The following is a 23,785-nucleotide window of genomic DNA, read 5'->3' as shown; positions in this document are numbered from 1 at the left end:
TTTTTCCTCAGTGTAATACTTGAGTAAATTACTCGGTTAAATAGTTGACTGATTTACTCGGGAATGTCAGACTCATTTGCATCAACCGCATCCGTGCGTTTTTAAAAGTCATTTAAAACAGGTAACCATGCTATGAGACTGACATCCAAAGGCCGTTATGCCGTGACCGCTATGCTCGACGTTGCACTGCATTCACAGGAAGGACCAGTACCACTGGCTGATATTTCTGAGCGTCAGGGTATTTCTCTTTCTTATCTGGAGCAGTTGTTCTCGCGTTTACGTAAAAATGGTTTGGTTGCCAGTGTTCGTGGTCCGGGCGGTGGTTATCTGCTGGGCAAAGATTCCGGTGATATCGCGGTTGGCGCGGTAATTACTGCCGTTGACGAATCTGTCGATGCCACCCGTTGTCAGGGTAAAGAAGGCTGCCAGAATGGCGAACGTTGCCTGACGCACACGTTGTGGCGTGATCTGAGCGAGCGCATCAGCGGTTTCCTCAACAACATCACATTGGCAGAGCTGGTCAACAACCAGGAAATCCTGGAAGTGGCCGACCGTCAGAACGGTGAAATCCGTCGTCAGCCGAATGGCCGTCAGATGGAGACGATCAACGTAAATCTCAGAGCCTAATCCCCGTCATCCTTCGCGCTGCCCCGGCGTTGGCTGCCGTCGCAAACCCCCGGTCACATACTACTGTATGCTCCCGGGGATTTGCTCCGTTGCCGCCTTGATGCAACACGAATGATTTAGGGAATGCTGAGAATTTATGTTTTAAGAAGCCCGTGGGAATTCACATTTCCGCGGGTTTTTGCATTTTCAGACGCCAATACTTACCGTTTAGTGCCCGTAAAACATCATTTCCCTTTTAAGAATTCGTGAAGCCGTTTTAAACTGGGTGTCGTTTTTTTCATTCTTTCGTTCGAAACAGAACGCGCAGTCCGGAGCTTGCCTGCCATGAAATTACCTATTTATCTCGATTACTCTGCCACTACGCCGGTTGATCCGCGCGTCGCCGAGAAAATGATGCAGTGTCTGACACTGGACGGTACTTTCGGTAATCCGGCTTCACGGTCTCACCGTTTTGGCTGGCAGGCCGAGGAGGCGGTGGATGTGGCGCGCAACCAGATTGCCGAACTGATTAATGCCGATCCGCGTGAAATTGTATTCACCTCCGGGGCGACGGAGTCCGATAATCTGGCGATCAAAGGTGCGGCGCACGCGCAGCGCGGGAAAGGCAAACACATTATTACCAGCCAGACTGAGCATAAAGCGGTGCTTGATACCTGCCATCAGCTGGAAAGCGAAGGTTTTGAAGTTACGTATCTGGCGCCACAGGCTGACGGTTTTATCACGCCGGTGGCCATTGAAGCGGCTATGCGTCCGGACACGATCCTGGTCTCCATCATGCAGGTGAATAACGAAATCGGCGTGGTGCAGGATATCGCGACGATTGGCGAACTGTGCCGCAGTCGTGACGTGTTGTTCCATGTGGATGCGACCCAGAGCGTGGGGAAAATCGCGATTGATCTCAGCGAGTTGCCGGTCGATTTAATGTCATTTTCCGCACATAAGATTTATGGCCCAAAGGGCATCGGCGCGCTGTATGTGCGTCGTAAACCGAAAGTCCGCATCGAAGCGCAAATCCACGGTGGCGGCCATGAGCGCGGCATGCGTTCCGGGACGTTGCCGGTGCATCAGATTGTCGGTATGGGCGAAGCTTATCGCATCGCTAAAGAGGAAATGACCGACGAAGTTGAACGTCTGGCAGCGTTGCGCGATCGCCTGTGGAACGGCATTCAGGTGCTGGACGGCGTCTTTATGAATGGTTCTGCCAAACATGCTGCGCCTAATATTCTGAACGTCAGTTTCGCCGGTATTGAAGGGGAATCCCTGATTATGGCGCTCAAAGATCTGGCGGTTTCCTCCGGATCAGCCTGTACGTCCGCCAGCCTTGAGCCTTCTTACGTTTTGCGTGCTCTGGGTATCAATGAAGAGCTGGCTCACGCCTCTTTGCGTTTCTCCCTGGGGCGCTGGACGACGCAAGAAGAAATTGATTATGCGATTGCGCTGGTGGTGAAATCTGTTCGCCGCCTGCGTGAACTGCCGCCGGTTTATACGGCGAAAGCCTGACATTTACCGTGAAGTGCCACCCTATTTAAAGGGCGATTTACCTGTCATTGAAGAAAAGACGTTCATTGAAGATAAAACTTGTCTTTGAAAATAATAAATCAGGAGTGCTGTTATGAGTTCCGAAGTAACAACCAATGAAGCCATGTCCGTGTTCCTTTCTTCCCAGCCAGCAGATGCCCGCTGGGGTGAAAAAGCCACGCTGAGCACCGGTTCTGAAGGCATGACTATCCATCTGAAAGAGGGCGATGCGCTGACGGCGATTTCCCGTGCGGCACGCCGTATTGATGGTCAGGGCGTGAAAAATGTCAAACTGACAGGCGAGGGCTGGGATCTCGAAAACAGCTGGGCATTCTGGCAGGGTTTCCGTGGCCCGAAAGGCACGCGCAATGTGGAATGGGCTGAGTTATCCGAAGATGACACCACCACGCTGAAACAGCGCCTGAAAATCATCGACTGGGTGCGTAACACCATCAATACGCCAGCGGAAGATCTGTCCCCTGAGCAACTGGCGACCCGCGCTGTCGATCTGATGTGTGAATTCGGTAACGAAAAAGTCAGCTACCGCATCACCAAAGGTGAGGATCTGCGTCAGCAAAGTTACATGGGCATCCATACTGTGGGCCGTGGCTCTGACCGTCCGCCGGTTCTGCTGGCGCTTGATTACAACCCGTCAGGCGACGCTGAAGCGCCTGTTTATGCCTGCCTGGTCGGCAAAGGCATTACTTTCGACACCGGTGGCTACAGCCTGAAACCCAGCGCTTCCATGGATTCCATGAAAGCTGATATGGGCGGCGCGGCTACCCTGACCGGCGCGCTGGCGCTGGCGGCGGCTAACGGCCTGAACAAACGTGTGAAACTGTATCTGTGCTGCGCCGACAACATGGTCAGCGGCAACGCGCTGAAACTGGGCGATATCATTCGCTACCGCAACGGCAAAACCGTCGAAGTGATGAACACGGACGCCGAAGGCCGCCTGGTTCTGGCTGATGGCCTGATCGACGCTTCTGCGCAGAATCCGGAGCTGATCATTGATGCGGCGACGCTGACCGGTGCGGCGAAAACCGCATTGGGCAATGATTACCACGCACTGTTCAGCTTTGACGATGCGCTGGCAGCTGAGCTGCTGGAAAGTGCCAAAGCAGAACACGAACCGTTCTGGCGCCTGCCGCTGGAAGAGTTCCACCGTTCGCATCTGCCTTCCAATTTCGCAGAACTGAACAACATCGCCGGCCCTGCACATACTGCGGGCGCAAGCACGGCGGCGGCTTTCCTGTCTCATTTCGTCACTGAATATAAGAAAGGCTGGCTGCACATCGACTGTTCGGCAACCTACCGTAAAAGCGCTGCTGACCAGTGGTCTGCAGGTGCGACCGGTCTGGGTGTGCGTACCGTCGCTAACTTATTGTTATCCAAGTCTAACTAACATAATTATTTGTTGATGTAAGATTAACGGGGCGCAGAATAGCGCCCCGTTTTATACCATTACCGGAGTCAGAATTATGAGTGTCCCACACGATCATCTTCCTGCGGGTGCCGCCGCGGTAAACGGGGAAAACGAGCTGGAGCGCTTGCTTCGTCTGTCCGTCACCGCGCCTGCCTGGCGCCCGGCTTTTTACCAGACCTTGCTGGATTCCACCGTTTTCGTGCTGGGTGATGCAGGTCAGGATGACGCGGAAAAACAGGGCAGTGTGGCGATTACCGCCGGTAGCGAACTCAATATTCTGCACTGGGAAAAACAGGACGGCAGCTCGATCATTCCTTTCTTCTCTTCAGTCGACGTGTTGGAAAAAGCCAGCGCGGGCGAAAGCCCGGACGAGCAGGCGTTTGTTGCGTTGCCTGCCCGCGTGCTGTTCGAAATGACGCAGGGCGATGAGCTGTTTCTGAATCCTAAGTCTGAATACGGAAAGGAATTCACGCCAAACGAAGTCACGCTGCTGCTGAGCAACGGCGGATTGCATGCGCCGTCAGAGCTGGTGCTGGACAAAGAAAGTCAGTTACTGATTGGTCAGCCAGAAGAATATCCTTCAGCCATGATTGATGCATTAACCACGCTGTTTACCCAGAAAAAGCCGGTACGTCGTGCCTTTATGGCGCTGATCCACGATAAAGCGGTTGATGACCAGCCAAACCTGTTGATTGGTGTTGAAGCCGACGGTGATGAGCAGGAGATCGACGCGCTGATCCGCGAAGCGGGAAATGTGGCAAGTGAAACGTCCCCGGACGATCGCCCGGTGGATTTCTGTATCGTTTCCGAAAAAGAGCGTGGCATCAGCCATTATTTGATCAGCCATACCCAGCCGTTTTATCAGCGCAAGTGGGGAAGCTGGCTGCGTAACATTATTCCTTCATCCGGTCAGGCATAAAACAGGGTAACAAAAGAAAGGGAAATCGAGTTTTGCCCTTGTTTTGTTTAAGGGAAATGGTGTGTTTAGGTTCGATAGTGAATCAATCACGCATTTTTTTAATTAAATGTTGTGATTCGGGTAGGCAATCTTAACTTCGCTCCCTATAATCACCGCCATTTTACGGCAGGTATAACATTAAATTAACCGGCCCTACCTATAAAAGTCAGACAGAGGTTTTTCCATGACTATCCAACGTACTTTCTCCATCATCAAACCAAACTCCGTAGCGAACAACGACATCGGTGCTATCTACGCACGTTTCGAACGCGCAGGTTTCACTATCATCGCGTCTAAAATGCTGAAACTGACTAAAGAGCAGGCTGAAGGCTTCTACGCTGAACACAAAGGCCGTCCTTTCTTTGATGGTCTGGTTGAGTTCATGACGTCTGGCCCGATCATGGTTCAGGTTCTGGAAGGCGAAAACGCTGTTCAGCGTAACCGCGACATCATGGGCGCAACTAACCCTGAGAACGCGCTGGCCGGTACCCTGCGTGCAGACTTCGCTGACAGCTTCACCGCTAACGCCGTTCACGGTTCTGACGCTGTAGAATCTGCACAACGCGAAATCGCTTATTTCTTCACCGAAAGCGAAATCTGCCCGCGTTAAGATTTTCAGGTCATCGTTGCCGGAAGACAGGCCGCAAATTCGCAAGAATTTTGTAACAGCCACTTTCCAAACATGGCAACTGTGCCTTAAAATTTGTACAATGTTGCGCCCCGAATGAGCCAGCCTCGTCGGGGCGCAATTTATTTGCAGGCCGCCAGTTTCTGAAAAGGTGCCGGCTCTGCACTTCCAATACGCCATAACGTGTAACAACGAGGCCATTTTTCATCATGTTAGAATCAAACACGCCCGAGCATACCTTGTCTGAAAACACTCCCGTTTCCGCAGAAGCTGTGAGCACAGTCGTGCCTGCCGCTGCAAAAATTAACCTTCTTGATCTTAACCGCAAACAGATGCGTGAGTTCTTTATCAACATGGGCGAGAAACCGTTCCGTGCTGATCAGGTCATGAAGTGGATGTACCACTATTGCAGCGATGATTTCGAGCAAATGACCGATATCAACAAGCCGCTGCGTGAAAAGCTGGCCCGCGTTGCAGAAATTCGTGCACCGGAAGTGGCTTCTGAACAACGTTCAACCGATGGCACCATCAAATGGGCGATTCAGGTTGGCGGCCAACTGGTCGAAACCGTGTATATCCCGGACGGCGATCGTGCGACGCTTTGCGTTTCTTCTCAGGTAGGCTGCGCGCTGGAATGTACTTTCTGCTCAACCGCCCAGCAGGGCTTTAACCGTAACCTGCGCGTGTCCGAAATCATCGGTCAGGTGTGGCGTGCGGCGAAAATTATCGGTGCCGCAAAAGTGGCTGGTACACGTCCTATCACCAACGTGGTGATGATGGGTATGGGCGAGCCTTTGCTTAACCTGAATAACGTGGTTCCGGCGATGGAAATCATGCTGGATGACTTTGGTTTCGGCCTGTCAAAACGCCGCGTTACGCTTTCAACATCCGGTGTTGTGCCTGCGCTCGATAAACTCGGCGACATGATCGACGTTGCGCTGGCGATTTCCCTGCACGCGCCAAATGACACTATCCGTGACGAAATTGTACCGATTAACCGTAAGTACAATATTGATACTTTCCTGGCCGCCGTTGAGCGTTATATCGGTAAATCCAACGCCAATCAGGGCCGTGTGACCATCGAATACGTCATGCTCGACCATATCAACGATGGGACGGAACATGCGCATGAGCTGGCTGAACGCCTGAAAAATACGCCATGCAAAATAAACCTGATCCCATGGAACCCGTTCCCGGGCGCACCGTATGGCCGCAGCTCCAACAGCCGTATTGACCGTTTCTCGAAAGTGCTGATGGATTACGGTTTCACGGTGATTGTCCGCAAAACCCGTGGCGACGATATTGATGCTGCCTGCGGACAACTGGCGGGTGACGTCATCGATCGTACCAAACGTACGTTGAAGAAAAAAATGGCAGGCGAGCAGCAGATTTCCGTAAAAGCCGTGTAGTTGCCATAAACCGTAAGGTGTGCGAGAGGTTTACTGCGTTGTTTGGGTAAACCTCCGTTTTGTTGTCGTTGGCAGGATAAAGGGAATTAGGCATGACAATGAATGGCAGTGTGAAGTTGCTGATTATAGCGGGATTTTCCGTTGCATTGCTGGCGGCGTGTTCCGGTACGCCGAAAAAAACACAGCAGGCCACTGGCGCATCGCAAACGCGTCTGGAGCTTGGGCTGGCCTATCTGTCTCAGGGCGATATGCCAGCGGCAAAGCAGAATTTGCAGACGGCCGTTGACGGCGCGCCAGGCGATTACCGTACGCAGCTTGGTATGGCACTTTACGAGCAAAAAAACGGCGATCAGAAAGCAGCGGAAAGCCGCTACCAGCAAGCGTTGAAGCTGGCCCCGCAAAATGGGACCGTCTTAAATAATTACGGTGCGTTTTTGTGTAGTTTAGGGCAGTATGTACCCGCACAACAGCAGTTTAGCGCCGCAGCTAATGCGCCTGATTACGGTCAGGTTGCTGACAGTCTGGAAAATGCAGGCTACTGTTTTCTGAAGGCCAATCAGAATGAGGAAGCGCGAGTGTTACTGAGCCGGGCATTAAAAGTTGATCCCGATAAAGGCGCACCCTTGCTGACTGAGGCAACCAAAGAATTTGAGAAAGGGAACCGCATTCAGGCGAAGTTATTACTGGATGTCTATCAACATGTTCTGCCCGCTACGGCTGACAGCATTATGTTACAAATTCGATTCGCTGCGTTAGCGGGCAATCCGGATAGCGTTCAACGCTACGGTAAGCAGCTTGCGCGTAGTTATCCACAATCTAAACAGTACCAGCAGTTCTTAGCTAATGAATACTGAAGCCTCTCAAGAAAATAATGCAAAACTGACCACAGGCGAACGCCTGCGTCAGGCTCGTGAACAGTTAGGTCTCAGTCATCAGGCCGTTGCAGAACGCCTGTGTCTGAAAGTCTCAACTATTCGCCAAATCGAAGAAGAAACGACGCCGGCCGATCTCGCGCCGACTTTCCTGCGTGGTTATCTTCGTTCCTATGCCAAACTGGTACATGTACCTGAAGACGAATTGTCTGGGCTGATCGGTAAACAAGCACCGATTAAAGTGCCAAAAGTTGCTTCGATGCAGGGCTTCTCTCTCGGTAAGTCTCGCAAAAAACGTGATGGCTGGTTGATGGGCTTTACCTGGCTGGTCGTGTTTGTGGTTATTGGCCTGACGGGCGCATGGTGGTGGCAAAATCATCAGGCGCAGCAGCAGGAAATCGTGACGATGGCCGATCAGTCCTCGGCACAGCTGAATCAGGATAACGGACAGGGGCAAGCCATTCCTCTGGGCGATAACCCGAATTCTGCACCCACAACAGAAGACACCTCTGCTGCCCCGGCAGCACCTGCTCAGCCGCAGAATTCTATTCCACTGAATACGACGGCTACAACGCCTGCGGCCAGCGCTCCCGCTTCATCAGGCACCTCAGCGACGCAAGCGCCTGCTGCGGTTTCTACCAGTCAGCCAGCAGCAACGGCTGATAACGGTCTGCCAACCGGTGATGCGCAAACTGCTGCGGCAGCCGGTACGGATCCACAGGCTGTCACTTTTACCTTTAAAGCTGATTGCTGGTTCCAGATTGATGATGCATCAGGAAAAACGCTGTTCAGTGGCATGAAGAAAGGCGGTGAAACCTTCAGTGTGAAGGGAACTGCTCCGTATAAGCTGAAAATCGGTGCGCCAGGGGCTGTTGATATCCAGTTCCAGGGCAAGCCGGTAGATTTAAGTCGTTTTGTAAAATCAAGCCGTGTTGCGCGCCTGACCTTAGCTGCCGAGTAATCGGCAGCTTGCCAGACGATGACAACGATGGAGAGTGAAGTAATGCATAACCAAGCACCCATTACCCGTCGCAAATCAACCCGGATTTATGTCGGCAAGGTGCCTGTAGGTGACGGAGCGCCGATTGCTGTGCAATCGATGACCAACACCCGCACCACTGATGTGGCCGCGACTGTCGCACAAATCAAATCACTGGAACGCGTGGGGGTCGATATTGTCCGCGTTTCTGTGCCCACTATGGATGCCGCTGAGGCATTCAAACTTATCAAGCAGCAGGTTAATGTCCCGCTGGTCGCCGATATTCATTTCGATTACCGCATCGCGCTGCAGGTTGCTGAATACGGTGTCGATTGCCTGCGTATCAATCCAGGTAACATTGGTAATGAATCCCGCATCCGCTCCGTAGTGGATTGCGCCCGCGATAAAAATATTCCCATCCGTATCGGTGTGAACGGTGGCTCTCTGGAAAAAGATATCCAGGAGAAGTACGGTGAACCTACGCCGGAAGCGCTGCTGGAATCGGCCATGCGTCATGTCGATATTCTTGATCGCCTCAACTTTGACCAGTTTAAAGTCAGCGTGAAAGCTTCTGACGTTTTCCTTGCCGTTGAGTCTTATCGCCTGCTGGCAAAACAAATCGTTCAGCCTTTGCACCTTGGGATCACTGAGGCAGGCGGTTTACGCGCCGGTTCAGTCAAATCGGCAATCGGCCTGGGTCTTCTGTTGTCAGAAGGTATCGGCGACACGCTGCGTATCTCACTGGCGGCAGATCCGGTTGAAGAAGTGAAAGTGGGCTTTGATATCCTGAAGTCACTGCGTATTCGTTCCCGTGGGATCAACTTTATTGCCTGCCCGACCTGCTCGCGTCAGGAATTTGATGTCATCGGCACGGTGAATGCGCTGGAACAACGTCTGGAAGACCTGATCACGCCGATGGATGTTTCCATCATCGGTTGTGTGGTGAACGGTCCGGGTGAAGCGCTGGTCTCAACAATCGGTGTGACGGGCGGTCATAATAAAAGCGGTTTCTACGAAGACGGTGTTCGTCAGAGAGAGCGTTTTGACAACACGGATATGATTGACCAGCTGGAAGCAAAAATTCGCGCCAAAGCGGCGGTGATGGATGAGAGTAAACGTATCGTTATCAATCATCTTGAAAAGTAACATCGGTTGCGGGCGTCTGCGGACGCCTGCATTATATTGAACCCGGTAGGGGAGGGTGTCTGCGCGTTGAACCGCAGGGCACAAAACCCCTATAATCGGGTTCATTTTTTATAAAACGATAGAGAACTGACGTGGCAAAGAATATCCAGGCCATTCGCGGCATGAACGACTATCTGCCTGAAGACACGGCATTATGGCAACGTATCGAAGGATCGTTGAAACAGGTGCTCGGCGGTTACGGCTACAGTGAAATCCGTATGCCGATTGTAGAGCAGACCCCATTGTTTAAGCGCGCTATCGGCGAAGTGACCGATGTCGTGGAAAAAGAAATGTATACCTTTGAAGACCGCAACGGTGAAAGCCTGACGCTGCGCCCTGAAGGTACGGCGGGCTGCGTCCGCGCCGGCATCGAACATGGTCTGCTGTACAATCAGGAACAACGTCTGTGGTATATCGGCCCGATGTTCCGTTACGAGCGTCCGCAAAAAGGCCGCTATCGCCAGTTCAATCAGCTGGGTGTGGAAGTCTTTGGCCTGCAAGGCCCGGACGTTGATGCCGAGCTGATCCTCCTGAGCGCCCGCTGGTGGCGTGCGCTGGGTATCGCTGAACACGTTACGCTTGAGCTGAACTCTATCGGCTCTCTGGAAGCCCGTGCGAGCTATCGCGACGCGCTGGTGGCGTTCCTTGAGCAGCACAAAGATCAACTGGATGAAGACTGCAAACGTCGTATGTACAGCAATCCGCTGCGCGTGCTGGACTCTAAAAATCCGGATATTCAGGCGTTGTTAAATGATGCGCCGGAGCTGGGTGATTATCTTGATGACGAATCAAGAGAACACTTTGTAGGTCTGTGTGAACTTTTAGAGCAGTCTGGTATCCCATATACGGTTAATCAGCGACTTGTGCGCGGTTTGGATTATTACAACCGCACCGTGTTCGAGTGGGTAACCAACAGCCTGGGCTCTCAGGGGACTGTTTGCGCCGGTGGCCGTTATGACGGGCTGGTAGAACAATTGGGGGGGCGTGCAACACCTGCTGTCGGTTTTGCTATGGGGCTGGAGCGCCTGGTCTTACTGGTTCAGGCCGTAAATCCGGATTTCAAAGCACCGGCAACGGTTGATGCTTACGTCATTTCATCCGGGGCAGGTACGCAAGGTGCGGCGATGCAGCTGGCTGAAACGCTGCGTGATGCACTGCCTGAGCTGAAAGTGATGACTAACTACGGTGGCGGTAACTTCAAGAAGCAATTTGCCCGTGCTGATAAATGGGGCGCACGCGTTGCCCTGGTATTGGGTGAAGATGAAGTCGCTAACCTGCAGGTTGTTGTAAAAGATCTGCAAAGTGGAACGCAAGAAACGCTGGCGCAAAGCGAACTCGCCGCGCGTCTGGCTTCGATGTTGGGTTAAGGAGAAGGACACTGTGGAAGTCTATACCACTGAGAATGAACAGGTTGATGCTGTACGTCGCTTCTTTGCCGAAAACGGTAAAGCGCTGGCCATCGGCGTTGTTCTGGGTATTGCAGCCCTGGGCGGCTGGCGTTTCTGGCAGAGCCATCAGGATTCTGCCCTGACGGAAGCTTCTGCGTCTTTCCAGAAAGCTAATCAGTCGCTGACCAGCAATAGCCCGCAGGGTGTTGCTGATCTCGAAAAATTTGCACAGAGCAATGATAACAATTACGGGGTTTTTGCGGCCCTGCAGCTGGCCGATCATTTCGTCGAAACGAAAGATTTCGCCAATGCTGAAAAGCAGTTAGCTCAGGCGCAAGGTCAGGCCAAAGAAGATAATTTACGTTCGCTGGTGAATTTACGTCTGGCTCGTGTCCAGATGCAGCAAGGCAAATTTGATGATGCACTCAAAACGTTAGACGGCGTAAAGGGTGAAGGCTGGGCGGCTATGCAACAAGGCATCCGTGGTGATGTCCTGCTTGCGAAAGGCGATGCAAAAGGCGCACGTGAAGCCTACAGCAAAGGACTCGATTCTAAACCCTCTCAAACGCTGCAAACCATGCTGCGTATGAAATTGAACAACTTAGCCAGCTAAGGGGAACCCCGATGCAATTGCGTAAAACACTCTTGGTAGGATGGGTTTCAGTTGCCCTGCTGAGTGGCTGTTCATTGTTTAACAGCGAAGAAGACGTCGTCAAAATGTCTCCGCTGCCAAAAGTTGAGAACCAGTTCACTCCGACTCAGGTCTGGAGCAAATCGGTAGGCGATGGCGTGGGTGAGTTCTACTCCAACTTGCGCCCGGCCTGGCAGGACAGCACCATTTATGCTGCAGATCGTTTTGGTGTGGTTAAAGCACTGGATGCAGACAGCGGTAAAGAAAAATGGAGCGTTAACCTGTCCGAGAAGACCGGTTTCCTTTCACGTAACATTTCTGCCCAGCTTTCTGGTGGCCTGACCGTTTCCGGTGGCCATGTCTATGCTGGCAGCGAAAAAGCTATTGTTTATGCATTGAATACTTCCGACGGTACTGTCGCCTGGCAGACCAAAGTTGCGGGTGAAGCACTGTCCCGCCCGGTTGTCAGTGATGGTCTGGTTCTGGTTCACACAGGTAATGGCATGCTGCAGGGCCTGAGTGAAGCAGATGGTACTATTCAGTGGACCGCTAACCTGGATATGCCAACGCTGTCATTGCGTGGAGAATCTGCTCCGGCTGTTGCGTTTGGTGCTGCCATCGTCGGCGGTGATAACGGCCGCGTTAGCGCCGTGTTGATGAAAGAAGGCCAACTGATCTGGCAGCAACGTATTTCTCAGACCACGGGTACGACTGAAATCGACCGTCTGAGTGACGTTGATACCACACCGGTTATCGATAATGGCGTGGTGTACACGCTGGCATATAACGGCAATCTGGTGGCGATGGATCTGCGTTCTGGTCAGATTATGTGGAAGCGCGATGTGGGCTCGGTTAATGACATCATCGTAGACGCGGGTCGCATTTATCTGGTCGATCAGGATGACCGTGTGATGGCGCTTGATACCCAGGGTGGTGTCAGCTTGTGGCGTCAAAGTGAATTACTGCACCGTAACCTGACCGCCCCCGTGTTGTATAATGGTTTCATTGTGGTCGGTGATTCCGAAGGTTATCTGCACTGGATCAACACCACGGATGGCCGTTTTGTGGCTCAGCAGAAAGTCGACAGTGATGGCTTCCTGAGTGCGCCGATTGTGGCGAGTGATAAGCTGGTTGTTCAGGCGAAAGGTGGGGAAGTTTATTCCTTTACCCGTTAATATTGCGCCCAGCGTCTGGCTTTGAGATCGGTTGATCCCGGGCTTTAAAACGGCTCCTGAATTGCTCAGGGGCCGTTTCGTATTCTGAAATATGCATAATTTGAATTCACAATTGTGTTGTAACAAATTGAATTATAGCGATTTGCCATGCATTGCAGGCAGATCGGCTATCTGCGTTTAGCACTATATTAAAAAAACTGAGGCTTCAAAATGATACCTGTCGTTGCGCTTGTAGGGCGCCCGAATGTGGGTAAATCCACTTTATTTAACCGTTTGACCAAGACGCGTGATGCGCTGGTTGCGGATTTCCCGGGGCTTACGCGTGACCGCAAGTATGGTCGTGCCGAAATTGAGGGTAATGAATTCATCATCGTGGATACCGGTGGTATCGACGGTACCGAAGACGGTGTTGAAACCCGCATGGCCGGGCAGTCACTGCTGGCAATCGAAGAAGCCGACATCGTCTTATTCATGGTGGATGCGCGCGCGGGCCTGATGCCTGCCGATCAGGGCATCGCCCAGCATCTTCGCAGCCGTGAAAAAGCGACATTTCTGGTGGCGAACAAAACTGACGGTTTAGATCCTGACAGCGCAACCGGCGATTTCTACTCCCTCGGTCTGGGTGAAGTGTACGCGATCGCGGCTTCTCATGGCCGTGGTGTCGCGCAGCTGATCGAACACGTTCTGGTGCCATTTGTTGGCGAAAAACCAGAAGAAGTTGAGCTGACTGAAGAAGAAGCCAACGCCGCTTACTGGGCTGAGCAGGAAGCGACCGGTGATGAAATCCCGGAAGATGAAGAAGATGATTTCGACCCGACGACGTTGCCTATCAAACTGGCTATCGTCGGGCGTCCGAACGTAGGTAAGTCCACACTGACTAACCGTATTCTGGGCGAAGAGCGTGTCGTGGTTTACGACATGCCGGGTACCACCCGTGACAGTATCTATATTCCGATGGTTCGTGATGAACGTGAATACGTTCTGATTGATACCGCCGGTGTGCGTAAACGCGGCAAAGTCACTGAAACGGTGGAAAAATTCTCCGTTATCAAAACGCTTCAGGCGATTGAAGATGCTAACGTCGTGATGCTGGTCATCGATGCCCGCGAAGGTATTTCGGATCAGGATCTCTCGCTGTTAGGCTTCATCCTTAACAGCGGTCGCTCACTGGTTATCGTCGTCAACAAGTGGGACGGCATGAACGAAGAGGCGCGCGCTCAGGTGAAAGACCAACTGGATCTGCGCCTTGGTTTTGTCGATTTCGCGCGTATTCACTTCATCTCTGCCCTGCACGGTAGCGGCGTGGGTAACCTCTTTGAATCGGTGGTTGAAGCGTATACCTGCGCGACCACGCGTGTGAGTACTTCCTTACTGACCCGTATCATGCAAATGGCAGCAGACGATCACCAGCCACCGCTGGTCAATGGCCGTCGTGTTAAGCTGAAATATGCGCACGCCGGGGGTTATAACCCGCCAATCGTGGTAATTCACGGTAACCAGGTGAAAGATCTGGCTGATTCCTACAAACGCTATCTGATGAACTACTTCCGTCGTTCACTGAAAGTGATGGGTACGCCAATCCGTATTCAGTTCAAAGAGGGTGAGAACCCGTTTGAAGGTAAGCGTAACACGCTGACGCCAAATCAGCTGCGCAAGCGTAAACGACTGATGTCTCACCTGAAAAAAAGCAAATAATGATTTACGGGGTGCATGAAAATGCGCCCCATTTTTTTGTCTCATTTTACCCTGCAAGGAGCTGGCTGGATGTTCTGGCAGACCTGGAGTTTTGCATTTGGCGTTACCGTGCCGAATTTACTGATCTTGCTGCTGGGTGTGATGTTGCGTCGCACCGGCCTGATGGACGACAATTTCAACGAAAAAGCCAGCCGGTTAGTGTTTAACATTGCGCTGCCTTGCCTGCTCTTTTTTAGCGTCGCGCAGGGGCATGATTCCTCCGGCTCAAACCTGCCGCTGGCACTTTACGGCGGGATTGCCACTGTCGTTTCTTTTTTACTGCTGGAACTGGTGGCCATTAAGCTGGTGAAGGATCCCCGCGAACGCGGCATCTTTGTGCAGGGAGGATTCCGCGCCAATACCGGTATCGCCGGTCTTGCGTACGCCTCTTTGGCGTTCGGAAATGAAGGCATTGCCTTAGGATCGATGTATCTGGCGGTGACGGTCATTCTTTTCAACGTGCTGTCCGTTATTACGCTGACCCGCAGCCTGAAAGGCGGGCAGGGGAAACGGATAGGAATGAAGCCGGTTTTGCACGGGATTGCCACTAACCCGCTGATTATTGGTCTGGTCCTCGGTCTGGCATTCCAGCATAGCCACTTGCCGATGCCTGCAACGATCGCCAGCACCGGTGATTTTATTTCCGGCATGGCACTGCCGCTGGCGATGTTGTGCGCTGGTGCAAGTCTGGACTGGCGTGCGATGTTTCGCAGTTCTAACGTGGCGGCCTGGTCTTCGGCTTCGCGTGTTATTTTTGTCCCTGCGCTGATGACGTTCGGCGCATGGCTGTTCGGTTTTCGTGGTGCTGCGCTTGGCGTGATTTTTCTCTTTTCCTGCACACCGACGGCCGCAGGTAGCTATGTGATGACGCGCGCGATGGGCGGCAACGCCACTCTGGCGGCGAATATTATCGCGGTGACCACGTTAGGATCATTTTTCACCACCGCTCTGGGGCTGTATTTATTACGGACGCTGGGCGTTATTTGAAGGAGATATTCGATGGAAGCACTTTGTCCGATTTGCAGTCAGCCCATGAACTGGGTGAGCGGTCACTTGCACTGTGAACCGTGCCAGATGAGTTACACGCAAACGGCGTTATGCCCGGATTGCCATCAGCCGTTGCAGGAGCTGAAAGCCTGCGGTGCGGTCGATTATATTTGCCAAAACGGGCATGGCATGATTTCTAAAAAGCGGGTGCAGTTTACCTATTCTCCTTATTCGCAGGCGTGATTTTCATCGGGTGGTGCCTGTTTCCATAAATCGACCAGCTCTTCCGGTGCCTGCGTTTCAGGGATGATCACCACCAGGCTGGCGGTGGTTTCCGCCGAGGCGTAATAAATCTCCAGTCGGAAATAACGCTGGTCACCGCGACCGGCGTTTTCTTTTTCCTGCGCATAGGGCAGCGTTTTGTTGATGAGCCGGCAGATTTCCTGCCGCTTATCGTCGCTCATTCCGGAAAGGTCAACCCGCCGTGGCCCGCTGAGTTTGGGGATAAAGGCAATGCCGCCTTCGCGGTAAATCTCTATCACCGCGTTGCTTTCCAGCGAATCTAAAGGTTTCATTTACATCACTCCGACCTGCTCCCAGGCCTCACGAACTGCCTGCGCAACAGTTTCGTCAAACCGTTTACCGGCATGTTGCACCGTGAACTGGGCGAAAGTCACAAAGTCAGCATTTTTCGGCAGGGATTTATCACAGACCGTGTCGTACCAGACATACCCCGCACGCTCCCAGGCATTACCGCCCAGTTTAGTCGCAGCCAGATAAAATGCGCGGTTAGGGATCCCCGAATTTATGTGAACACCGCCGTTATCGTCGCGGGTGTTCACATACCCTTTCATGTCCGCCGGTTGCGGATCCTTGCCGAGCAAAGGATCATCGTAGGCCGTTCCCGGATGTGACATTGAACGCAGGCCGGTACCGTGAATGCCTTTTGCCAGCAAGCCTTCACCGATAATCCAGTCGGCCCTATCAGCCGTTTGTTTCAGGTGGAACTGTTTCACCAGAGATCCGAAAACGTCAGAAAGTGATTCGTTGAGCGCGCCGGATTGTCCGTTATAATCCAGACCCGCTTCGCTTTCTGTTACGCCGTGAGAAAGCTCATGGCCCACAACGTCAATCGCAATGGTGAACCGGTTAAAAATTTCACCGTCGCCGTCGCCAAATACCATCTGCTGCCCGTTCCAGAAAGCGTTCTGATAGCCTTTGTCGTAGTGAACGGTGCCCAGCAACGCCAGCCCTTTATTGTCGAGGGAATTACGTTTGTATGCCTGCCAGAAGAAATCATAAGTGACGCCGAGATAATCATAAGCCTCATCCACGGCTACATCGCCGTTGCTGGCCTGGCCCTCTTTGCGTACCGACTCGCCGGGAAGTTTCGTGGAATTTTTCGCGTCATAAATATCACGTTCGGCCTGACCGGCTCTGGCCGTGGTGATTTTTTGCGGTTTGGCGTAAGGCTGCGCCATCAGGGTATTCACATGCACCAGCGTTTGTCTGGCGCAATTGCGCTGAGGCTCGGTGCCGTGCTCGATAATCCGGTTGAGAATATAGGGCGGGATAACGCTGTAGTAACGCTTCGCTGAACTGTGATTCATCGTGAATCTCCTTATCAAGTGTCACCCGTGGGTGAAAGAAAGGCGTTCTGACTGCCTGATACTGAAAGGAGGCTAATGATTAGCCGTCTCCTGTCAGTATAGGACTGCGATGCGTGATATCCGTGAAAGATGAGATTTATCTGTCCGGCAGGGGGTCATACAAAAGATGGGGGCGCGGAGTCACGGCACGCCCGGTGGCTTTGCGCACCGAATTGCGTACCACCAGTTTTCCCTGCAAAAGCTGAGTGGTGTGAGGCGCATCCGGACGCAACATTCTGCGTTGCAGCAGGGCGATGGCTTCCGCGCCCAGTTCGTCACGCGGAACGTGAACGGCGGTCAGCGGGACATCATGAATTTCGGCCAGATTAAATCCGTCGGTGCTGATGACGCTGATATCACCCGGTACCGATAACCCCCTTTTCGCCAGCGCGGCAACCACACCCGATGCCATAAAGTCGCCACCAGCCAGGATAGCCGTCGGCAACGGTTGCTCCGGCGGCAGTGAATCGAGGTATTCCAGCATTGCCTGTTCGCTTTCGTACGCCCCAAATCCTGACGTATTCAGCAAATGCTCGCTGTCGCTGAAAGTCTGATGATTGCGGGCGAACGCCTGCTTAATGCCGGTCAGACGCAGTTCCATGGTATGACGGCGCAGACATTGCACCGTCACGATGTGCGTATGGCCTTGCGCGAACAGATAGTCGCAGGCGAAATCACCCATCGTCTGATGATCGGGGCTGACGCTGTCGTGGCGCATATACCGGTCATGGCAATTGACCAGCACGCAGGGTTTTGCCATTTCCGCCGCCAGCTGATGAATATGCGGATCGTCGATGCCGACCAGCAAAACCGCTTCAGTCTGCGGATCGGTCATTTTGGCGATGAACAGCGCCGCATCGGCGTTTTCCTCCTCTATCGCACAATACCGGACACGCACTTCGTAACAGGCGGTTGACGCCAGAATGCCCTGGATAACCTTGTAGTAAAAAATATCGCTGCGTACATCAAAGGCGCGGGCAGGGGCGAAAATGATCAGATTGTTGAGCATCAGCCTGCCGGTGGAGAGTTCGTCAAAAACGCCCTGCGATTTAGCGCATTCAAGAACCCGATCGCGGGCTTTGCTGCTGGTGTTATTTTTCCCCGCCAGAACCCGCGAAACTGTACTGATTGACAGCCCTGTCTGGTCGGCAATTTGCTGGATATTTAACTTTCCTTTCAAACTGTGATCTCCTTCAAAATCGCTCCTGCAAAATTTTTCACCTACGTATCCGGCTACCGGAAGGCCTTCTGTCACCTCTCGTTTGGCTCCGCATTTATAGCGTGAAAGCTTTTGCAAAAAATCACGTTTCGCTCACAAATCCGTCTGCCTACTCTGCAAATGTACCTCACATAACACATCATCTGCGGCAACGGCCGACGGATGGGAGAACAGGCATGACAATTCAAATCAACACCGAAACGGCGGCTGTGACAGGGCGTCGTAAAATAAAAGCTCTACGCTGGTGGATGCTGGCGCTGTTCCTCCTCGGCGTGACGGTTAACTACGTCACCCGAAACTCTTTGGGTCTGCTGGCGGCTGAACTGAAAACCAGCCTGAACATGACCACCGAACAATATTCCTACATCGTGGCGGCGTTTCAGGCGGCCTATACGATATTCCAGCCATTGTGCGGCTGGCTGATCGACGTCATCGGATTGAAACTCGGTTTTCTGATTTGTGCATCAATCTGGGCCGTGGTCTGTATGTTGCATGCGGGCGCGGGCAGCTGGATCCAGCTTGCTGTTTTACGTTTCTTCATGGGGAGCGCCGAAGCGGCGGCCACACCGGCCAATGCAAAAGCGATTTCTGACTGGTTCCCGCGTAAGGAACGCCCGGTTGCGGCGGGCTGGGCGGGCGTCGGTTTCTCCATCGGGGCGATGCTGGCACCGCCGATCATTCTGGTGGCGCATATGTCATTTGGCTGGCGCGGTGCCTTCCTGTTTTGCGGTGTGCTGTCGATGCTGTGGGTTCTGCTGTGGTGGAAATTCTACCATTCTCCGGAGTCACACCCGAACTTAAGCAAGGATGAACTGGCGCTGATCCGTCAGGACAACGAGCCACAACAGGAACGCCTGCCGTTCATTAAATCCCTGAAAATTGTCTGCAAGAACAAGAAATTCTACGGTATCGCCATCCCGGCATTTCTGGCCGAACCGGCATGGGCGGTCTTCAGTTTCTGGGTTCCGCTGTATCTCGCCAACGAGCGTGGCATGGATTTAAAACACATCGTGATGTTTGCCTGGCTGCCGTTTCTGGCCGCCGATCTGGGCAGTATCGCCAGCGGTTATCTCACCACGCTCTACCGCAAAGTTTTCGGTTGCACCCGCATTAACTCCATCGTGGCCAGCTCCGTCACCGGCGCATTCATGATGCTGTCACTGGCGCTGGTTGCCGTGACCCAAAGCCCGTATGCCGCCATCGCGCTGATTTCCATCGGCGGATTCGGCCATCAGGTTATTTCCTGCATGCTCAGTGCGGTTGTCGTTGAAACATTTGATAAAAGCCAGGTTGCGACCGTCAACGGAATGCGCGGTTCTTCCGCGTGGATCGCCAGCTTCCTGTTCTCACTGCTGATAGGCGCAGTGGCCGATTCGATCGGTTTTAATCCGTTGTTTATCGCCATGGGATTCTTTGATTTGGTCGGGGCGGTATTCCTGATTGCCCTGATCGCAGAACGCCGCAATCCGGCAAAAAGGGAGAGTGTATGAAAACGTTAAAACACTGGGAGTTTGCCGGGCAGGACAATGCAGGCGTGAATCTGCGTGTCGACGGTAAGCATCTGTTTTGTCTGCGGGTGCTTGAAGAGGGGCTGATTCGCGTCTTTATCCAGCGAAACGGCGAACTGGCGCTGGACAGAACCTGGAGCATCGCGCCACAAAACGATGTGCCATGGGAAGGACGTGACCGCCTGAGCAACGAAGGTTTTTCGCAGCCAGGCTACCAGCTGACGCAGGGTGAAGACTCGCTGACGTTAACGACCGACGCGCTGCGTGTCACGGTTCATCAGCCGCTGTGGCTGGAGTGGGAACATAAAAATGCGGCGGGTGAATGGCTGCCGCTGGTCAGCGACCGCAAAACCGGCGCGTATATGCTGGCAGTAAAAGGCGATGCCTCAGCGCATTATCAGCTGCGCGAAAAGCAGGACAGTGTCTACGGGCTGGGAGAAAAGGCCGGTGATCTCAACCGCAGCGGCCGCCGTTTCGAAATGCGCAATCTTGATGCGATGGGTTATAACGCAGCCAGCACCGATCCGTTGTACAAGCATATTCCGTTTACGATGACCCGCAGGAATGACGTTAGTTTTGGCGTGTTCTACGACAATCTCAGCAATGTCTGGCTGGATCTCGGTAATGAGCTGGATAACTACCATCTTCCATACCGCCGTTTCAGCGCTGAAGCGGGCGACCTGGATTACTACCTGTTTATCGGCCCGACATCGCTGGACGTCACCAAAAAGCTGGTGAAGCTGACCGGTAAAACCACGTTTGGCCCGAAATGGAGTCTCGGTTACAGCGGCTCGACGATGTATTACACCGACGCGCCGGATGCCCAGCAGCAGTTGATGAAATTCATCACGCTGTGCCAGCAGCATGAGATCCCGTGTGACTCCTTCCAGCTTTCATCGGGTTACACGTCGATTGGCAACAAGCGTTACGTATTTAACTGGAACTACGACAAAGTGCCTGAACCGGAAGTGATGTCGAAAGCGTTTCTCGATGCCGGTATCCGTCTGGCCGCCAACATCAAACCGTGTTTATTGCAGGATCATCCGCAGTACGGGCAGGTGGCTGAGCAGGGCTTATTTATTCGCGACAGCGAAAGTAATGTGCCTGAGCGCTCGGTTTTCTGGGATGACGAAGGCTCGCATCTCGATTTCACGCACCCTTCCGCCGTGCGCTGGTGGCAGAAAGGCGTCACGCAGCAGTTGCTGGAAAAAGGCATCGGTTCTACCTGGAACGATAACAACGAGTATGAAGTTTGGGACAGCGACGCGCGCTGCTACGGTTTCGGCAAATCGATCGCTATCAAACATATCCGCCCGGTTATGCCGTTGCTGATGATGCGCGCGTCGTTTGAAGCACAGCAAAGCTTTGCACCCGAAATCCGTCCGTATCTGATCTCACGCTCCGGCTGTGCGGGTATGCAGCGTTATGTGCAGACATGGAGCGGCGACAACCGCACCAGTTGGCTGACGCTGCGTTACAACACGCGTATGGGCATCGGGATGAGTCTGTCCGGTCTGTACAACGTCGGGCATGACGTCGGTGGATTCTCCGGCGATAAACCGGATGCCGAGCTGTTTGTCCGTTGGGTGCAAAACGGCGTAATGCATCCGCGTTTCACCATTCACTCATGGAATGACGATAATACCGTGAATGAGCCGTGGATGTATCCGCAGGTGACACCGCTGATCCGTGACGCTATTCGCCTGCGCTACCGGCTGTTGCCGTATTTCTACACGCTGCTGTGGCAGGCGCATGCTGAAGACGAACCGATGTTGCGCCCGACATTCCTCGACCACGAGCATGATAAAAATACCTTTGCCGAAACAGACGATTTCCTGATGGGGCGCGACTTACTGGTCGCCAGCGTTGTAGAAGAAGGCCAGCGTGAACGCCGCGTTTATCTGCCAGATAACGGCATCGGCTGGTGTGATTTCTATACTGGCGAGTGGTTTGCCGGGGCGCAGACAATCACGCTGGATGCGCCGCTGGATTGCCTGCCGCTGCTGGTGCGTGCTGGCGCTGCGCTGCCGCAATCCTGCCGTCTGGCGCATGTGGAGGCCAGCAAGGATTTGATCAGGGAACTCCATGTTTATCCGGCACCGGGTCTGGCGGAATCAAAAGGATTGTTGTTTGAAGATGACGGCGAAAGCCACCGCTGGGAGCAGAATCATGCGCTGTGGGTGAACTGGGAAATTACCAGTAACGACCAGCGTATTGATATTACGCTGACGCAGCGTGGCGATTTCAAACCGGCGTGGAAGACCCTGAACATTGTTCTGCCGAAAGGTGAAGCGCGCAAACTTTGGGTGAACGGCGTGGAGGCGAACAGCTACAGTCTGTAGTTTTTTCAAACACCTCCCTCTGTACAAGGGGGAGGTAGATCCGGCGCTTATTTAACAGCCCGTTTCCGAGTTTTCTTTTCCGCTACGACCGACTTCACTTCACTTTCAATCCAGCCATCGGCAAGGCGTGTTTTCAACATTTCACCGGGTGCCGTCTGGGCGGTTTTCTTCAGTAATGTCCCTTGCGGTGTGGTTGTGACGCTGTAGCCACGGGCCAGTGTGGCCAGCGGGCTGACGCCTTCGAGTTGCGTACAGGCAGTGCCGAAACGTTGACGACTTTCCGTTAGTTGCGCTGACATGGCCTGTTGCAGCCGGTACTGAAGTTGTTGCACCCGCTGCTGGGCGCGGTGAATGCGCGGTTGTGGTTGTTGCTGTGTCAGCCGTTGTTGCAGCCTGTCGGTGCGGCGCAGCATCTGGCGCAGATGATTTTGCATCGCTTCATCCAGACGGCGGCGCAGTTTGAACAGTGCGGTTTGCTGGCGCGCGAGACGTAAATGCGGATGCTGTTGTTGCAGGCGATGATTCAGGCGCGAAAAACGCTGCGCCAGCTGTGCAAGGTAATAATCCATCGCCATTTCAAGACGCTGTTGTTGTGACTGAATCTGGCGCAGCAGTTCCAGCTGGTTACGGCTGATCAACTCTGCGGCGGCCGACGGCGTCGGCGCGCGTAAATCAGCCACGAAATCGGCAATCGTTACGTCAGTTTCATGGCCAACGGCGCTGACAATCGGAATGCGGCTGGCGAAAATTGCCCGCGCCACGCGCTCGTCGTTAAAGCTCCACAAATCTTCCAGCGAACCGCCACCGCGCCCGACAATCAGCACATCGACTTCTTCGCGGGCATTGGCGAGCGCAATGGCGCGGACAATTTGCCCCGGCGCATCCACGCCCTGAACGGAGGTCGGATAGATGATGACGGGCAGGGAAGGATCACGGCGTTTGAGCACGTTCAGCACATCGTGCAGCGCGGCCCCGCTGGCGGAGGTAATCACCCCGACGCATTTCGCAGGCGAGGGCAGTGGCTGTTTGAACTGCGTGTCGAACAGCCCTTCGGCGGCCAGCTGCTGTTTCAGTAAATCGAATTTCTGCTGCAATAAACCGTCACCGGCTTCCTGCATACTCTCGGCAATCAGCTGATAATCGCCACGCGGTTCATACAACGTAATGGTCGCGCGGACTAAAACCTGCTGGCCGTTTTGCGGGCGAAACGTGGTGCGGCGATTGGTATTGCGGAACATCGCGCATTTAACCTGCGCGCGGTCATCTTTGAGTGTGAAATACCAGTGGCCGGACGACGGCTGGGAGAAATTTGAGATCTCACCGGAGAGCCATACCTGACCCATTTCGTTTTCCAGCAACTGTCGGACCGTCTGATTCAGGCGGCTTACGGTAAAAATAGGAGGCGAAGAGGGTATCGACATGTGATCCAGATCAAATTCAAAAACAGAGACTTAATCGAACGATACTACATGCCCGCAAAAGGTAATCAAGAAGTTTTTGAAATAGTTCTGGTCGGAACGCACCCTCACCTGTATACTCCCGCTGCAATA

21 protein-coding genes are annotated in these 23,785 nt (G+C 53.3%); 17 read left to right on the top strand and 4 right to left on the bottom strand.

What is annotated here, in order from left to right; translation table 11 throughout:
- Nucleotides 1-132: 132 nt before the first annotated feature.
- The 15 genes from iscR (at nt 133) to CWS43_RS07790 (ending at nt 15,760) form a co-directional block, all read left to right on the top strand.
- Nucleotides 133-627 carry a Fe-S cluster assembly transcriptional regulator IscR gene (gene iscR / locus CWS43_RS07860; protein ID WP_101076364.1) on the top strand — a complete coding sequence of 165 codons (495 nt, stop codon included), beginning with the start codon at nt 133-135 and terminating at the stop codon, nt 625-627.
- 324 nt (nt 628-951) lie between these two features.
- Nucleotides 952-2,127: an IscS subfamily cysteine desulfurase gene (locus CWS43_RS07855; RefSeq protein ID WP_101076362.1), complete on the top strand. Its 1,176-nt coding sequence runs from the start codon at nt 952-954 to the stop codon at nt 2,125-2,127.
- A gap of 112 nt (nt 2,128-2,239) precedes the next feature.
- Complete coding sequence (gene pepB, locus CWS43_RS07850; RefSeq protein ID WP_198555788.1) at nt 2,240-3,550, top strand: aminopeptidase PepB; 1,311 nt, start codon at nt 2,240-2,242, stop codon at nt 3,548-3,550.
- A 76-nt stretch (nt 3,551-3,626) separates the two neighbouring features.
- Nucleotides 3,627-4,490 (top strand): enhanced serine sensitivity protein SseB, encoded by an 864-nt coding sequence (sseB, locus tag CWS43_RS07845; protein ID WP_101076361.1) that lies wholly within the window; start codon nt 3,627-3,629, stop codon nt 4,488-4,490.
- 223 nt (nt 4,491-4,713) lie between these two features.
- Entirely contained in the window at nt 4,714-5,139 is a 426-nt protein-coding gene (ndk, locus tag CWS43_RS07840) for a nucleoside-diphosphate kinase (protein WP_101076359.1), read from the top strand.
- A gap of 227 nt (nt 5,140-5,366) precedes the next feature.
- The gene (locus CWS43_RS07835; protein ID WP_101076358.1) at nt 5,367-6,566 is read left to right on the top strand and encodes a bifunctional tRNA (adenosine(37)-C2)-methyltransferase TrmG/ribosomal RNA large subunit methyltransferase RlmN; all 1,200 of its coding nucleotides are present in this window, start codon (nt 5,367-5,369) and stop codon (nt 6,564-6,566) included.
- A 92-nt stretch (nt 6,567-6,658) separates the two neighbouring features.
- Nucleotides 6,659-7,420, top strand: a complete 762-nt coding sequence (pilW, locus tag CWS43_RS07830) for a type IV pilus biogenesis/stability protein PilW (RefSeq protein ID WP_101076356.1) — start codon at nt 6,659-6,661, stop codon at nt 7,418-7,420.
- Nucleotides 7,410-8,399: a cytoskeleton protein RodZ gene (rodZ, locus tag CWS43_RS07825; RefSeq protein WP_101076354.1), complete on the top strand. Its 990-nt coding sequence runs from the start codon at nt 7,410-7,412 to the stop codon at nt 8,397-8,399. The genes pilW and rodZ overlap by 11 nt, the downstream gene beginning before the upstream one ends.
- A gap of 42 nt (nt 8,400-8,441) precedes the next feature.
- Nucleotides 8,442-9,563, top strand: coding sequence for a flavodoxin-dependent (E)-4-hydroxy-3-methylbut-2-enyl-diphosphate synthase (ispG, locus tag CWS43_RS07820; RefSeq protein WP_101076352.1), 1,122 nt, complete (start codon nt 8,442-8,444; stop codon nt 9,561-9,563).
- Between the two features lie 131 nt (nt 9,564-9,694).
- Nucleotides 9,695-10,969 carry a histidine--tRNA ligase gene (hisS, locus tag CWS43_RS07815; protein ID WP_101076350.1) on the top strand — a complete coding sequence of 425 codons (1,275 nt, stop codon included), beginning with the start codon at nt 9,695-9,697 and terminating at the stop codon, nt 10,967-10,969.
- A 13-nt stretch (nt 10,970-10,982) separates the two neighbouring features.
- A complete protein-coding gene (locus tag CWS43_RS07810; protein WP_101076348.1) occupies nt 10,983-11,603 on the top strand; it encodes a YfgM family protein in 621 nt (206 codons plus the stop codon).
- Nucleotides 11,604-11,614: 11 nt separating this feature from the next.
- Nucleotides 11,615-12,796 carry an outer membrane protein assembly factor BamB gene (gene bamB, locus CWS43_RS07805; RefSeq protein ID WP_101076346.1) on the top strand — a complete coding sequence of 394 codons (1,182 nt, stop codon included), beginning with the start codon at nt 11,615-11,617 and terminating at the stop codon, nt 12,794-12,796.
- A gap of 210 nt (nt 12,797-13,006) precedes the next feature.
- Nucleotides 13,007-14,491, top strand: a complete 1,485-nt coding sequence (der, locus tag CWS43_RS07800) for a ribosome biogenesis GTPase Der (protein WP_101076345.1) — start codon at nt 13,007-13,009, stop codon at nt 14,489-14,491.
- A 69-nt stretch (nt 14,492-14,560) separates the two neighbouring features.
- On the top strand, nt 14,561-15,517 hold the full coding sequence (locus CWS43_RS07795; protein WP_101076344.1) for an AEC family transporter: 957 nt from the start codon (nt 14,561-14,563) through the stop codon (nt 15,515-15,517).
- A 12-nt stretch (nt 15,518-15,529) separates the two neighbouring features.
- A complete protein-coding gene (locus tag CWS43_RS07790) occupies nt 15,530-15,760 on the top strand; it encodes a zinc ribbon domain-containing protein (protein WP_101076341.1) in 231 nt (76 codons plus the stop codon).
- Here the strand turns inward: CWS43_RS07790 and CWS43_RS07785 are convergent.
- The 3 genes from CWS43_RS07785 to CWS43_RS07775 all read right to left on the bottom strand — a co-directional run bounded on the left by CWS43_RS07785 (nt 15,745) and on the right by CWS43_RS07775 (nt 18,346).
- Nucleotides 15,745-16,092: a protealysin inhibitor emfourin gene (locus CWS43_RS07785; RefSeq protein WP_101076340.1), complete on the bottom strand. Its 348-nt coding sequence runs from the start codon at nt 16,090-16,092 to the stop codon at nt 15,745-15,747. The two genes, CWS43_RS07790 and CWS43_RS07785, sit on opposite strands and share 16 nt — an antisense overlap.
- The gene (locus CWS43_RS07780; RefSeq protein WP_101076339.1) at nt 16,093-17,127 is read right to left on the bottom strand and encodes a M4 family metallopeptidase; all 1,035 of its coding nucleotides are present in this window, start codon (nt 17,125-17,127) and stop codon (nt 16,093-16,095) included.
- Between the two features lie 136 nt (nt 17,128-17,263).
- Complete coding sequence (locus CWS43_RS07775; RefSeq protein WP_101076337.1) at nt 17,264-18,346, bottom strand: LacI family DNA-binding transcriptional regulator; 1,083 nt, start codon at nt 18,344-18,346, stop codon at nt 17,264-17,266.
- Between the two features lie 215 nt (nt 18,347-18,561).
- Here CWS43_RS07775 and CWS43_RS07770 point away from each other — a divergent pair, with 215 nt between their 5' ends.
- A complete protein-coding gene (locus CWS43_RS07770; RefSeq protein WP_101076336.1) occupies nt 18,562-19,875 on the top strand; it encodes an MFS transporter in 1,314 nt (437 codons plus the stop codon).
- Nucleotides 19,872-22,235 (top strand): TIM-barrel domain-containing protein, encoded by a 2,364-nt coding sequence (locus CWS43_RS07765; RefSeq protein WP_101076334.1) that lies wholly within the window; start codon nt 19,872-19,874, stop codon nt 22,233-22,235. The genes CWS43_RS07770 and CWS43_RS07765 overlap by 4 nt, the downstream gene beginning before the upstream one ends.
- A 47-nt stretch (nt 22,236-22,282) precedes the next feature.
- Here the strand turns inward: CWS43_RS07765 and xseA are convergent, their stop codons facing one another.
- Nucleotides 22,283-23,656: an exodeoxyribonuclease VII large subunit gene (gene xseA / locus CWS43_RS07760; RefSeq protein WP_101076332.1), complete on the bottom strand. Its 1,374-nt coding sequence runs from the start codon at nt 23,654-23,656 to the stop codon at nt 22,283-22,285.
- Between the last annotated feature and the right edge of the window lie 129 nt (nt 23,657-23,785).

Origin of the sequence: Rahnella sp. AA, assembly GCF_002834385.1 — a bacterium.
In the GTDB taxonomy this organism is placed as follows: Bacteria; Pseudomonadota; Gammaproteobacteria; order Enterobacterales; family Enterobacteriaceae; genus Rahnella.
Note: the sequence above shows the minus strand (reverse complement) of the source record. Positions and strands in the feature narration are given on the sequence as shown.